This is a genomic window from Candidatus Glassbacteria bacterium (assembly GCA_019456185.1).
Taxonomy (GTDB): domain Bacteria; phylum Gemmatimonadota; class Glassbacteria; order GWA2-58-10; family GWA2-58-10; genus JAJRTS01.
This window is the reverse complement of sequence record VRUH01000003.1, coordinates 140,854-153,107: the sequence shown is the minus strand read 5'-3', so window position 1 is coordinate 153,107 and position 12,254 is coordinate 140,854. Positions and strand designations below refer to the sequence as shown.

General features: G+C 58.6%; 12 protein-coding genes and 1 pseudogene (1 of these 13 running past the window's edge). 9 read left to right on the top strand and 4 right to left on the bottom strand.

The window, feature by feature from the left end; genetic code table 11:
* The 3 genes from FVQ81_02530 to FVQ81_02520 form a co-directional block, all read left to right on the top strand.
* On the top strand, positions 1-417 hold a 417-nt coding region (locus tag FVQ81_02530), incomplete at its 5' end, for an acyl-[acyl-carrier-protein]--UDP-N-acetylglucosamine O-acyltransferase (protein MBW7995448.1).
* Positions 418-444: 27 nt separating this feature from the next.
* Positions 445-1,632 carry a folate/biopterin family MFS transporter gene (locus FVQ81_02525; protein MBW7995447.1) on the top strand — a complete coding sequence of 396 codons (1,188 nt, stop codon included), beginning with the start codon at positions 445-447 and terminating at the stop codon, positions 1,630-1,632.
* Between the two features lie 184 nt (positions 1,633-1,816).
* On the top strand, positions 1,817-2,233 hold the full coding sequence (locus FVQ81_02520; GenBank protein ID MBW7995446.1) for a DUF2924 domain-containing protein: 417 nt from the start codon (positions 1,817-1,819) through the stop codon (positions 2,231-2,233).
* A gap of 157 nt (positions 2,234-2,390) precedes the next feature.
* Here FVQ81_02520 and FVQ81_02515 read toward each other — a convergent pair whose 3' ends face one another.
* Positions 2,391-3,956, bottom strand: coding sequence for a methylenetetrahydrofolate reductase (locus FVQ81_02515; protein ID MBW7995445.1), 1,566 nt, complete (start codon positions 3,954-3,956; stop codon positions 2,391-2,393).
* A gap of 206 nt (positions 3,957-4,162) precedes the next feature.
* Between FVQ81_02515 and FVQ81_02510 the strand changes: the two genes are divergently transcribed.
* From FVQ81_02510 to FVQ81_02485, 6 genes are all read left to right on the top strand, one after another.
* On the top strand, positions 4,163-5,050 hold the full coding sequence (locus tag FVQ81_02510; protein MBW7995444.1) for a PHP domain-containing protein: 888 nt from the start codon (positions 4,163-4,165) through the stop codon (positions 5,048-5,050).
* A gap of 25 nt (positions 5,051-5,075) precedes the next feature.
* Positions 5,076-6,071 carry a TGS domain-containing protein gene (locus FVQ81_02505; GenBank protein ID MBW7995443.1) on the top strand — a complete coding sequence of 332 codons (996 nt, stop codon included), beginning with the start codon at positions 5,076-5,078 and terminating at the stop codon, positions 6,069-6,071.
* Between the two features lie 38 nt (positions 6,072-6,109).
* Positions 6,110-6,919: an aspartate/glutamate racemase family protein gene (locus FVQ81_02500; protein MBW7995442.1), complete on the top strand. Its 810-nt coding sequence runs from the start codon at positions 6,110-6,112 to the stop codon at positions 6,917-6,919.
* 151 nt (positions 6,920-7,070) lie between these two features.
* Complete coding sequence (amrB, locus tag FVQ81_02495) at positions 7,071-7,913, top strand: AmmeMemoRadiSam system protein B (GenBank protein MBW7995441.1); 843 nt, start codon at positions 7,071-7,073, stop codon at positions 7,911-7,913.
* A gap of 79 nt (positions 7,914-7,992) precedes the next feature.
* Positions 7,993-8,547, top strand: a complete 555-nt coding sequence (gene amrA, locus FVQ81_02490; GenBank protein MBW7995440.1) for an AmmeMemoRadiSam system protein A — start codon at positions 7,993-7,995, stop codon at positions 8,545-8,547.
* A gap of 388 nt (positions 8,548-8,935) precedes the next feature.
* Positions 8,936-9,514 carry a T9SS type A sorting domain-containing protein gene (locus FVQ81_02485; GenBank protein ID MBW7995439.1) on the top strand — a complete coding sequence of 193 codons (579 nt, stop codon included), beginning with the start codon at positions 8,936-8,938 and terminating at the stop codon, positions 9,512-9,514.
* Positions 9,515-9,779: 265 nt separating this feature from the next.
* Here the strand turns inward: FVQ81_02485 and FVQ81_02480 are convergent, their stop codons facing one another.
* The 3 genes and pseudogenes from FVQ81_02480 to mrdA form a co-directional block, all read right to left on the bottom strand.
* Positions 9,780-10,760: a glycosyltransferase family 2 protein gene (locus tag FVQ81_02480; GenBank protein ID MBW7995438.1), complete on the bottom strand. Its 981-nt coding sequence runs from the start codon at positions 10,758-10,760 to the stop codon at positions 9,780-9,782.
* A 29-nt stretch (positions 10,761-10,789) separates the two neighbouring features.
* Positions 10,790-12,025, bottom strand: coding sequence for a rod shape-determining protein RodA (gene rodA, locus FVQ81_02475; protein MBW7995437.1), 1,236 nt, complete (start codon positions 12,023-12,025; stop codon positions 10,790-10,792).
* Positions 12,026-12,169: 144 nt separating this feature from the next.
* Positions 12,170-12,254: pseudogene (gene mrdA / locus FVQ81_02470) on the bottom strand (penicillin-binding protein 2) (it continues 1,598 nt past the right edge of the window).

Sequence of the window (12,254 nt, the reverse complement as noted above, 5' to 3'; positions counted from 1 at the left end):
CACGACTGCGTGCTGGGTGACAATATCATCCTCTCCAACGCGGTCAACATGGCCGGGCACGTCACTATCGGCGACCACGCGACTATCAGCGGCCTGACCTGTATCCACCAGTTCGTCCAGATCGGGATGTACAGCTTCATCGGCGGCGGCAGCCGGGTACCCAAGGACGTGCCGCCGTTCGTGATGGCGGTCGGCAACCCGATCATGCTCAGCGGATTGAATTCGGTGGGCCTGCAGCGCAAGGGATTCAGCGATGAAGTGCGGCAGGAGTTGAAACGGGCCTATAAGATTTTTTTCCGCAGCCAGTACAATATCAGCCAGGCGCTGGAAAAAGCCCGGTCCGAGCTGAAGCAACTGCCCGAAATCAAGATCTTCAACGACTTTATCGCCCACAGCGAGCGCGGCGTGATAGTCTGAACAAGCCCACCGCGGAGCGGAGGCAAGTTGCTGCGCCTCTATATCCTGTTCGCCGCCATCTACCTGATCGAGGGGATCACCGAGGTTCCCTTCATTCTCAACGTCTACCTGCGCAACGTCCTCGAGTTCGAACCCTCCCGGATCGGCAACATCTTGTTCCTGGGCGGGATCTGGTTCGTGGTGGTCAAGCCGGTCGTGGGCCTGCTTGCCGACGGTTGGCGCCGGTTCAACACCCGGCTGGCGCTGGTTATCGGCCTGGCCTGCTCCGCCGGCGGCTGGGCGATTATCGCCAACGCCAACTCTCCCCAGGCGATGTTGATCGGGATCAGCCTGAAAATCATGGCGATCGCCGTGCTGGACGTGCTGATCGACGGGATGATCGTGGCCACCAGCACTGCACGCAACCGCAGTTTTATCCAGAGCCTGGTCTACGGCTGCCGGTTCGGCGGGGCGATGCTGACCGCCGAGGTGGCCGGCGGGATGATCGGCGACGGGGCGGCGGCGTTTGTCCAGATCTATTATTTCTACTCGCTGCTGGCCCTGGCCGCCCTGCTGCCGGTGCTGCTGTTTCGCCGGGAAGAAGTCGAGAGCCGGCAGAGTCTTGAAAGCAAGGGCGGTCTCGACGTCACCCAACAGGACGATGTCCCGCTGGGACAGCGCCTGCGCCAGTTGGTTAATCCCGCTTTCGGTTGGCTGCTGGCGCTTTATGTGCTGTACAATTTCGGCCCGGACACCTCGACATTTTTCGACCCGATCCTGGAAGAACGATTCAGCAGCCAGTTCCTGGGCCGGATCAACGTTATCTACTACCTGGGAACACTTGCCGGGATCCTGCTGTTCCCGCTGCTGAGGCTCAGGGTCGGGGTCAAGACGATGTTTTTCGTTTCGCTGATCGGCTGGTCGCTGGTGGAGATAAGCTGTCTGTGGATATCCGAAGCCAACGGGGCGCTGATTTATTGCAGTGCAGGTCTGTTCAACGCTTTCAGCGAACTGGCCCTGCTGACTGTGGCGGCGGCGATGTGCAAGATCAGGGGGATCCAGACATTCGCCTTCGCGTCCGCTCTTTCGGTCGGGAACCTGATTTTTGAGACCGGCAAGCCCTTGGGAGGCTGCCTGCTCGAGGCGGTGGGGATCGAGTGGCTGTTCGTCATCTCCGCCCTGTGCGGCTTCCTGCCGTTCCTGGTGCTGCACAGGATAGACTTCCGGAAAGTGTGAGAGAGAGGCGCGGGAGAAGATACCAGTTTGAATAAAAAGATAAAGAATGTGAAAATGTTGATTTAGAAAAAGGCGAATCTTTTTTCGCCTTTTTTTATTTATCCTTGACAAAGTGAGAAAAACTAACTATAGTAAGAATAGATAGTATATAGTTTGCGTTTCCACTTAAATTTTGGAGGTTCAAATGCTTGAGAATTATAAGATTGACGTGGACTTTGAGGTGTACAAAGAGCTTTTCAGCAGAAGAAAAGGAGAGGCTGTTTCGTTCAATGATGTTATCAGAGAGCTTCTTGGCTTTTCTGTAAATGAAAAAAAACAATCTGCGCATATTGATGCAAGTGGTAAGTCTTGGGTAAGAGACGGTGTTGAACTACCTCATGGTACGGAATTAAGGAGGACTTACAAGAAAACTGACTATTATGCTGTTATAGAAAACGGAGCAATATCTTTTATGGGAAAACTGCATGACTCTCCTTCAGGTGCAGCCATGGAAGTAACTGAAGGACCGGTAAACGGATGGTTGTTCTGGGATTGCAAATTTCCAGGGAAAGTTGAATGGATAAATCTGGACAAACTACGCAGAGAGAAAAAAGGTGACTAAGAAAGCAGAAATATCTAATTCGTACTTCAAAAAGTAGGAGCAGTAAAATTCCCCTCTCGAGAGGGGTGCCCGCGATCAGCGGGCGGGGTGTGTCAAAACGGGCGACGCGTGCGTCGCCCGTACGATGATACAATCTTAAGCTCTTGAGTCTAACCCTTCAATCCTGCTTTTCCTCTTCCTTCTTTTCCTGCCCCAGTTTCGCGTGATCCCGGCCCATGAAGTAGTTCAGCCAGCTCGAGCTGTCCTGCAGCGCTGCGTTGCGGAACACCGGCTCAGGGTCGCGGATCTTGTCCAGCTTGCCCTCCTTGTCCCAGCGCTTGACCACTCGCATCCAGAAGCATTTCCTGTCATCCAGCTCGCAGATTCCCTGAAAGCTTCCCCCGCAGGGGCCGTTACGCAGACCCTTGGCGCAGCCGGATTCCGGGCAGAGAAAAGCCATCTCCGCCAGCGAGCAGTCGCCGCAGCCCTGGCAGTTGTTCAGCACGTACTTCACCGCTTTCTCGACGCTGGTGAATGCCGAGGCGGCTGTCTCGTTGCGGTCGATACAACTGCAGACCCCCTTGGCCAGCTTATATCCCGCGGTGCCCGGCTCGAAAAACCGGTTGTGGACAAACTTCATCAGCTCGAACTCGACCCTCGGCCCGGGCGACTTTTTCCTGCCGGGTTCGGCCGGCTGGCCGGTGTTCAGCCTGGTCTCCTCGTCCCGCTCGAAAAAGAAAAACTCCTCGTCCTGGGAGTAGAGGATATCCTTGACGAAACTTCGCCAGTCGTCCCCGATCTCCTCGGCGCTGTCGATAATACTCTTCTTATCGGCGAAACTCAGCCCGAACCCGCCGATATGCGCTCCGCGGAAGCCGAGACCTTTCATGATCGCCACCTGCCTGGCCGCGAACTCGATAAACGCGGCTTTGCCCTTGTCGGGCGAGGCGGCCTGCCTGTTGACCCAGTCCAGCAGCCGGTCTGTCACCACGCAGCCCGGGACCTGGTTCTGGTTCATGATCTTTGAGACAAAACGGTGCAGGACGTAGACGTTGCCCAGCACGGGCACCTCGATCTGCTGGGCGCGCAGGTAGCGCAGCAGCTCGTCGAACTTGCGCATGTCGTAACCGAGCTGGGTGATAATGAAATCCGCGCCGTTCTTGATTTTTTTTTCGAGCTTGAAATACTGGCCGAGTAACTCGGCGCGCTCCTGCTTGAACGGGCTGACACTGGCGCCGATAAAGAAGTCTGTCGGTTCGAGGGTCATGAACTTGCCGGGACGCGGAGAGGGGGCCTGCAGGCCGCGGTTCATGTCTGAGAGCATCCGCACCAGGCTCACACTGTCCAGATCGAACGAGGGTTTCGCCACCCCCCGGTAGCCGTCCACGGGGTAGTCGCCGGTGAGGGCCAGCACGTTCTCGATCCCCATCCTGTGAAGCTGGAACGCGCGGCTTTCGAGACCGTTACGGTTATGGTCCTTGCAGGTCATGTGCACCAGCGGACTCATTCCCCGAAAGAGGATATCCAGCCCGAGGACGTCGGGTGCTAGCCGCGGGTTGCCGCCGGGGTTGTCGGTCAGGCTGAGCGCGTCGATTTTGCCATAGTCCAGCGCGGCCTCGGTAAACGCGATCAGCTCCTCGAAACCCTTGCGCATCAAGCCCCGGGTTGGCACCAGCTCGACCGAAATAACGAACTCATCGGCGCCCGCCAGCTTGTCCCTGAACCTGTTTTCCACTTTGCTCATTAACCGACCTGCTTTCCGTTGCCGGTTCACCGAATCCGTGCTGCGCGCTAGACTGCTCTCTCAATCTCTCCTTACGATCTAACGCATTAACGCGCAATGGGGTTACGCAAAGGGGTTGGCCGACTGAGAAAACAGCTTGTTGACAGGAAGAATGATGTCGCCTATTATAACTAGTTTACAGGCGCTTTAAAAGGAGTTTACCGCTGATGGCGGAGTTCATAAATGAGTGCGACCTGCATGTCCATACCACGGCCAGCGACGGGGGCTGGAGTCCCGAGGAAGTCGTCCGGCTGGCGGCCGGGCGCGGCGTGCGGACGATCGCGATCACCGACCACGACAGCACGGCGAGCAATGCACGGGCCGAGGCCGCGGGCGCTCAGTTCGGCGTGGAGGTGATTCCCGGCGTGGAACTGACCACCAGCGAGGGCAACCACATTCTGGGCTATTTTATCGCCTCCGGCGCGGGCGAACTGGCGGATTATCTGACCGCCTTGCGCAACCGCTCGCTGACCTACATGCGCGGCGTGGTGGAAGAGATGCACCGTACGCGCGGGCTGCAGGTAACTGCGGATGAGCTGGAACAGTGCACCGGCGGGGGCATCCCCAACATGAGCCACCTGCTCGACCTGCTCTGCCGGCGTGGCCAGTTGCCGGATTCCAGGTTCGACAGCCCGGAAGCGGTCGAGTTTTTCGGGGACAGTGATTATCTTGTCAATTACTTCCGCACCTTCGCCCGCACCAAACCGTTTGCCGATACGCCGGGAGCGATCCGGATGATCCGCCGGGCGGGAGGAGCCGCGGTCTGGGCGCACCCGGCCTACAGCCGGCGGATCGATATTGAATATATTGATTCGCTGCGGGAAATCGGCCTGACCGGGCTGGAGGTGGATACGCCCAAGCACGACCAGCCCACGCGCGCGAGGTTACTGGAAATCTGCAAGGAGCGCGGCCTGGTGCCAACCGGCGGGACCGACTACCACGGCCGCTATTTTGAGTCGATCGAGCGCGGGCGCGGAATCGGCAATTGCGGCACCGAGCCGGAGAATGTCGAGCGGCTGCGGGAAGCCGCGGAAACGCTCAGACGCACGGGATAATTTGTAATTCGGGGAGACAGCAGGATTGCCTGCAAACCTGACACCGCAATACCTTACCGCCGAGCAGGCGTACAAGGAAGCGGAAACCGTCGAGGACCGGATCCGCTGCCTCGAGGAAATGCTGCGGATTATTCCCAGGCACAAGGGGACGGACCATCTCCAGGGCGACCTGCGCCGGAGGTTGTCCAAACTCAGGGAGCAGGAAAAGAAAGCGGCGGCAGCCGGGGCAAGGAAGGGGCACTCATACAAGGTGGGCAAGGAGGGCGCGGGACAGGTGGCTCTGGCGGGCACGCCGAACTCGGGCAAGTCCCGGCTTGTCCAGGCCCTGACCAACGCCCACCCGGAAGTCGCCGCCTATCCGTTCACCACCAGGGTGCCGCAGGCGGCGATGATGCCCTGCAAGGACGCCAGTGTCCAACTGGTTGACATGCCCCCGGTCTCCGCCGAGCACGAGGAGCACTGGGTCGTGGATTTGTTCAAGGCGGCGGATATGGTGCTGGTTGTGCTCGATGTCACCACCGACCCGCTGGACCAGTTGGAATATGTCACCAGCCATTTTGAGGAGCGTAAACTGCTGCGTGGCCGTCAGTCCGAGATTGCCGACGAAGACCGCGTTCCCGGCGCGGTCTACCGTCCTGTGCTGCTGGCCTGCAACAAGGTGGACACGCCGCGGGACGATGAATTGTTCGAGCTGTTCCGCCAGATGGCGGAGACCGATATTACCGCGCTGCCTGTGTCCGCCGATTCGGGCCGGGGGCTGGATGAGCTCCGTCAGGTGATCTGGGACACCCTGCGCGTAATCCGGGTATACTCCAAGACTCCGGGCAGCAAAGCCGAACTGCGGGAACCGTATGTGCTGGCTGCCGGCAGCACTGTAACTGATTTTGCCGAGACAGTGCACCGCGAGCTTGCCGAGCAGTATAAGTACGCACGTATCTGGAGCGAGAACAAGTACGACGGTCAGATGGTCAACCGGGACGAGCCGCTGGCTGATGGCGATATCCTTGAGCTTCACACCTGAACCGACGGCTCGCGATTCAATAGCCGAAAGCGTGTTGAATGATAATTCCCTTCACAGTTTCCCGGCCCGTTATCGGGATTGTCGGCGGAGTGGGGCCTTTCGCCGGTCTGGACCTCAACCGCAAGATATTCGACAACACCCTGACCGATGGTACGGACCAGGACCATCTGGAGGTAATCCTCTATTCCACCGGCTCGCTGGTCACGGACCGCACGGACTGGCTGTTGTACGGCATGAGCGAAAGCCCGGCGATGGGCCTGTACGAGGCCCTGCGGGCGCTGAGTGAGGCCGGGGCCACTGTGGCGGCAATTGCGTGCAACACCGCCCACAGCATCAGAATCATGCAGCCCCTGCGGATGATGCTGGAACAGGGTGAAGTGGAGATCGAGTTGCTGGACATGATCACGGAGACCGGCCGGTTCATCCGCGAGCAGTTCGCCACCAAGCACGGCGAGCCGGTCAGGGTCGGCTTGCTCGCCACCCGCGGAACGCTGGAGACAGGGGTCTACGACCGGCTGGAATTCGAGAGCCCCGGCGGGATCAAGGTGGTCCGTCCCGACCACAACGTAGCGGCTGCTGTCCACGGGGCCATCTACAACCGCCAGTGGGGAATCAAGGCCCGTTCACTGCCGGTAACCGGGCAGGCGCGCGGTGAGTGCCTGCGGGCTGCGGAACACTTGACCGGTAAGGAGTTACAGGGAATGATTCTGGGTTGCACGGAACTTCCGCTGGCCCTGGCCGAGAGCGAGATTTCGGGGGTCAGGTTGATCGATCCAGGCCAAATCATGGCCCGAGCGCTGATTGCCCATGTGGCTCCGGACAAGCTGAAACCCCTTGGTGAGTTGTAGACCGGGCATCCAAAGCGCGCAGAAGCAAATTTCTTGATTTCTGTATCCCGCTTGCCTATCTATTTAACTGAAAAAGAACTTTCAGCAGCTTTTCCAGTAATTCAGCCGTAGCTAACTTGCCCACCGGACAGCCAGCGGAGGTGATCTCCCGATGGCCGACACCGAGCAAACGATCCGTAAGCCCGCAGTCGCAGGCACATTCTATCCCGCGGACAGAGAGCGCCTTCGCAGCGAAATCAAGAATTATCTCGAGAAAGTAGAGCAGGACCGCACCGGCGAGGACATAGCGGCGCTGGTTGCACCGCATGCCGGGTACATGTATTCCGGCCCGGTCGCCGCCGTCGCTTACCGTCAGGTGCAGGGGAAGGATTACGACACCGTGGTTGTGATCTCGCCCTCGCACCGGGAATATTTCGAGTTCAGCAGCGTGTTTTCCGGTTCGGCCTACGAAACCCCGCTCGGGCGGGTGGAAATCGACACCGGGCTGTCCCGCGAGCTAGCGGAGAGTTCCGGGGGAACCGTGCGAATCAGCGGCAGTGGCCACCTTCACAGCTCCGAGCATGCGCTCGAGGTGCATCTGCCGTTCCTCCAGGAAGTGCTCGGCCGATTCAAACTGGTTGCAATTGTCATGGGCCGTCAGGATCTCGAGGCGTGCCGTGATCTTGGCGATTCCCTGGCCCGGGCCCTGCGGGGCGGCAAGTCCCTGATTGTGGCCAGCAGCGATCTCTCGCATTTTCACAACCAGAAAGCCGCGGAGGGCCTGGACAGCCGCGTCGTGGAGAAAATCAACCTGTTCGACCCGGAGGGCCTGCTGGCCGATGTGGCCGGGCACAACTGCGAAGCTTGCGGAGCGGGATCGGTGGCGGCTGCGATGTTCGCGGCCAGGAAACTTGGAGCCACCAAAGCAGAGAACCTCCACTATGCGACAAGCGGCGAGATTTCAGGCGATTTCAACCAGGTGGTAGGTTACACCGCAAGTATTTTCTATCGCTGAGGCCGCGGTTCCAGCAGGTCGTGCTGAACGATTCGAGTAAGATCAGGGGTCCCCCCGGAACTCAACCCTGGACAAACCGATGCAGCTATCCGCAGAGGATAAGAGATTCCTGCTCGATGTTGCCCGCACAACGATGGTCAGCGCGGTCAGAGATGAAGAGATTCCGCCGTTCGAGCCGGTCAGCGAAGTGACCGGCGAATACCGCGGCGCGTTCGTAACTATCATGAAGAGGGGGCAGTTAAGGGGCTGTATCGGGCTGATCGAGGGGCTGAAACCGCTGGTGGAGACAGTCCGCGAGATGGCGGTGGCAGCGTCGCTGCGGGACCCCAGGTTCAATCCGGTTGAACCGGATGAACTCGACGAGCTTGAGATCGAGATCAGCGCGATGAGCCCGGTCCGGAAAGTGGAGGATACGGCGGCGATCCAGGTGGGCCGCGACGGACTGATTATCAGGCGGGGGGGGATGCAGGGACTTCTGTTGCCTCAGGTCGCCACGCAGTATGGCTGGGACCGCGAGACATTTCTGAGTCAAGCCTGCCGCAAGGCCGGCCTTCCCCCGGACGCCTGGAAAATGGACGGGACCGAGATCAGTTGCTTCAGCGCGGAAGTTTTCGGTGAAAAGAAAGGGTTCTAGAAGAGTGTTGAAAAATGCCTTCCGTGGCATTTTTCAAGGCGGTTTGCCATAACAAGTGAGGGCAAGCCGCCCAAAATGCGCAGACTTTAAGTCTGCGCATTTTGCCGCCACATCCTTGTGGCGCTTAGAAGCGTGTTTTTTCAACACGCTTCTAAACCGGCACCCTGTTACTTCCCCGGTAACAGATTTCCCAAATCCTGCACATCATCGGGCAAATTGCACTGAAAATGAACAAGTACGAAATCTTCGTGTATCAAGTAATGAAGAGTGAAACACCGGCGTCATAACGGGCCGGCATTTTTAAAGGCAATGGGAATGTTTCTTGCTGTTGTAACAGGCATGCGATAAAACGGTTATTTCGATTCAATAAACGCTGAAGGAGGAGGTCATGAGCGGCAGAACAGTTAAATACGCGGTGGCCGCGGTGCTGGCTCTGTTACTGGCCGGCGGCGGATTCCAACTGGAGGCTGCCGATAAGGTGAAGGATGACTCAGGCTACGGCGTCCGCCTCGGCTCCTCCAGTATCGAGTTGGTGTTCCCCGATGGCTCGGTGCTCAGCGCACCGCTGGATTTCGATGGCAAGAGTATCGACAAGATAACTGCTACCGGAGGACTTGCGCAGGAACTTCTCGATGAAGCCTACAGCCAGTTGGGGATGAACAAATCTGCCTACCTGCCGAAAGCTTTTTCCCTGGCGCAGAATTATCCCAACCCGTTCAATCCCTCGACCACGATCGGTTACGCGATCCCCGAGGAGAACCGGCTGATGGGAGTCAAGCTGAACGTGTTCAACCTCCGCGGCCAGCTTATCAGGACGCTGGTCGATCAGGAGCAGGGGCCGGGCACGTACAATGTCAACTGGGACGGCACCGATGAGCGCGGCAGGCAGATCGGCAGCGGTGTGTATTTCTATCGCCTGGTGGCCGGGGATTTCGTGTCGACCCGCAAGATGGTCGTGCTGAAGTAAGGCAGCATATTTCGCTGAACAGACAGCTAAAATTTAAAAAGCCCGGTCCGCGTGAGTAGCGGGCCGGGCTTTTTCGTTGCAGCCGATGAGCGGAAAAATCAGGATCGTCAACAAGATGGCGGCAAGAATTGTGAACGGCCTTGAGCCAACAAATTGCATCTTCGGGCACTCTCGGGTGAGCGCGGCGGGATGGTTAATTGTCGGGCGTATTTCTGCGTGAAATAACGGTCTCAAAGCTTCAATTGCTACAAAAACCCGCGCCAGGCTAGCGGTTCGAATCCGGCGATGACCGGGGATCTTCGGGAGGTAGTGCGTGACGGACCAGGTAGGCCGGCTCGCGCTCGTAGTACAGGCTGCTGGTCAGCATCTCGCCCAGCAGACCCGTTGAAATCAGCTGGAATCCGGTGAGCATCAGGAAGATGGCGAACAGCAGCAGGGGGACTCGTCCGCCGATATTATGGTGCGCGATCCAGTAGCCGACAAAATACAGACCGATCGCGAATCCGCCCGCGCAGAGCAGACTGCCCAGGGCGCCGAAAAAGTGCAGGGGACTGCGGGTGTAGCGATTGAGAAACACGACCGTAATCAGGTCGAGATAGCCCTTGACCAGCCTGCCCGCGCCGAACTTGCTGCGCCCGAACTTGCGTTTGTGATGGCGGACTTTCATTTCGGTTACCCGGTAGCCCTGCCAGTGGGCCAGGGCGGGGAGGTAGCGGTGAAGTTCGCCGTAGACTTTAAGGCCGCGGGCCACTATTCCGCGATAGAGCTTGAACCCGCAGTTGAAATCGTGAAGGCGCAGCCCGCTGGCAACCGAGGTGACCAGGTTGAACAGTTTCGACGGCAGGGTTTTGGAAAGCGAGTCCTGGCGGTCGTGTTTCCACCCGGAAACCAGATCGTAGCCTTCCTCCAGCCTGGCGATCATCGCCGGCATCTCGTCGGGGTCGTCCTGCAGATCGGCGTCCATCGTGAACACCAGTTCACCCCGGCTGGCGCCGAAACCGGCGTCCAGGGCCGCACTCTTGCCGAAATTACGGCGGAAGGTGATCACGCCCACGCGCTTGTCGCGTTGATGGAGGGCCGCCAGCTTCCGGCCGCTGCCGTCAGTGCTGCCGTCGTCGATAAAGAGGATCTCGAAACTGCGGCCGAGCTTATCCAGCACACAGGCCAGTTTTTCGTAGAGCGGCCCCACGCTCTCAACTTCGTTGTAAACAGGTATCACGACCGAGATATCCACCGGCGGCTCGATATCCGGATCAGGTGTATGACCGCGCCTGTTCAAAAGCTGCTCCGCTCCATGTGAATTCTGTGCAGGATGCCTATCGCCAGATAGCAGGTCAGCAGGAACGAGCCGCCGTAGCTGAACAGCGGCAGGGGCAGCCCGGTAATCGGCATCAGCCCCACAGTCATGCCGACATTGATGATTATGTGGCCGAACAGGAAGCTGGCGATCCCGATTGCGGCGAGGCTGGAAAATCCGCTGCCGGCCACTCTCGCCAGTTCAAGAATATGGTGCAGCAGCAGAAAAAACAACAGCAGGGCCACCGCCACTCCCACAAAGCCGAACTCCTCGCCGACCAGCGGGAAGATGAAATCTGTATGCTGGGCCGGCAGAAAAGCCAGGTTCTTCTGCGTTCCCTCCAGGTAGCCCTTGCCGAGCAGTCCTCCCGAGCCGATTGCGACCTTACTCTGGATAATCTGCCAGCCGCCGCCCTGCGGGTCCAGTTCCGGCTGGAAGAAGACGAGAATCCGGTTCTGCTGGTAAGGCTTGAGCGAATTCCACAATGTAGAGGTCAGTATTCCGGTCAGCAGGTTCGCCAGGGTGAACACGACAGCGTCCAACAGGTAAATCCGCCTGTAAAAGATCAGCACGCAGAGAAAGATGAAGAACACGCCCCAGAGGGAAAACCGCATTTCCCCCAGCAGAGTGAACAGGGCCAGCAGAAAACTGATTATCGGACTGACAATCAGGAAGAGGTAGGTCAGCGGCAGGCCGGCCCAGTAGAGCATGCCGAAGAACAGGAAAAAGAAAACTATCGAGGTGCCCAAGTCCGGCTGGAGCAGGATCAGGCTGCCCGGCAGGGCCACAATCAGCACGGGGACAATCAGGTCCTTGAGCGAATCGATATTTTTCTTACGGGCGGCCAGGTAGCTTGCCAGGGCCAGAATCGTGGTCAGCTTGGCGAGTTCGGCTGGCTGAAGGTTGATTCCGGTGCCGGGAATAGCCATCCAACGCTCGACTCCCTGGCCGGTGAGCAGCAGAGCGCCCAGGGCCAGCACGATCAACCCGTAGGCGAGATAGGTGATCATCTCGATCAGCCTGGTACTGAAAGCGCTGATCCCCACCATCCCAGCCAGCGAGATCGCCAGCCAGAAAAGCTGGCGGCGGTGGTGCAGCACTCCGCTGGTGCGGACAGTCTGGATCTGGTCCGCGCTGTAAATCATCAGGATACCATAGCACGTCAGAATCAGGACCAAGCTCATCAAAACCCAGTCGTATCTTTTGATCCACATGGGCAGGCTTTTCGGGAAATCAGTTCAGTGTACCGGCAAGGTCGCCGTTCTCGTCCTGCTCCTTAAACTCGATATAGCGCAGTACGAGGTCCTTGACCAGCCGGGCGGTGGCCGAGCCGTGCTCTCCGTGTTCGACCACGATCGCTATCGAAAGCTCTGGAGCCGATGCCGGGAACAAGCCGACAAACAATCCGTGGTCCTCGCCGTGAGGGTTCTGGGACGTGCCGGT

Bases quoted from the DNA above. Each gene is read 5' to 3' on its own strand.
- amrB (MBW7995441.1), top strand. From the start codon at position 7,071: ATGGCCGACACCGAGCAAACGATCCGTAAGCCCGCAGTCGCAGGCACA.
- amrA (MBW7995440.1), top strand. From the start codon at position 7,993: ATGCAGCTATCCGCAGAGGATAAGAGATTCCTGCTCGATGTTGCCCGC.
- FVQ81_02515 (MBW7995445.1), bottom strand. From the start codon at position 3,956: ATGAGCAAAGTGGAAAACAGGTTCAGGGACAAGCTGGCGGGCGCCGAT.
- FVQ81_02485 (MBW7995439.1), top strand. From the start codon at position 8,936: ATGAGCGGCAGAACAGTTAAATACGCGGTGGCCGCGGTGCTGGCTCTG.
- FVQ81_02520 (MBW7995446.1), top strand. From the start codon at position 1,817: ATGCTTGAGAATTATAAGATTGACGTGGACTTTGAGGTGTACAAAGAG.
- FVQ81_02510 (MBW7995444.1), top strand. From the start codon at position 4,163: ATGGCGGAGTTCATAAATGAGTGCGACCTGCATGTCCATACCACGGCC.
- FVQ81_02500 (MBW7995442.1), top strand. From the start codon at position 6,110: ATGATAATTCCCTTCACAGTTTCCCGGCCCGTTATCGGGATTGTCGGC.
- rodA (MBW7995437.1), bottom strand. From the start codon at position 12,025: ATGTGGATCAAAAGATACGACTGGGTTTTGATGAGCTTGGTCCTGATT.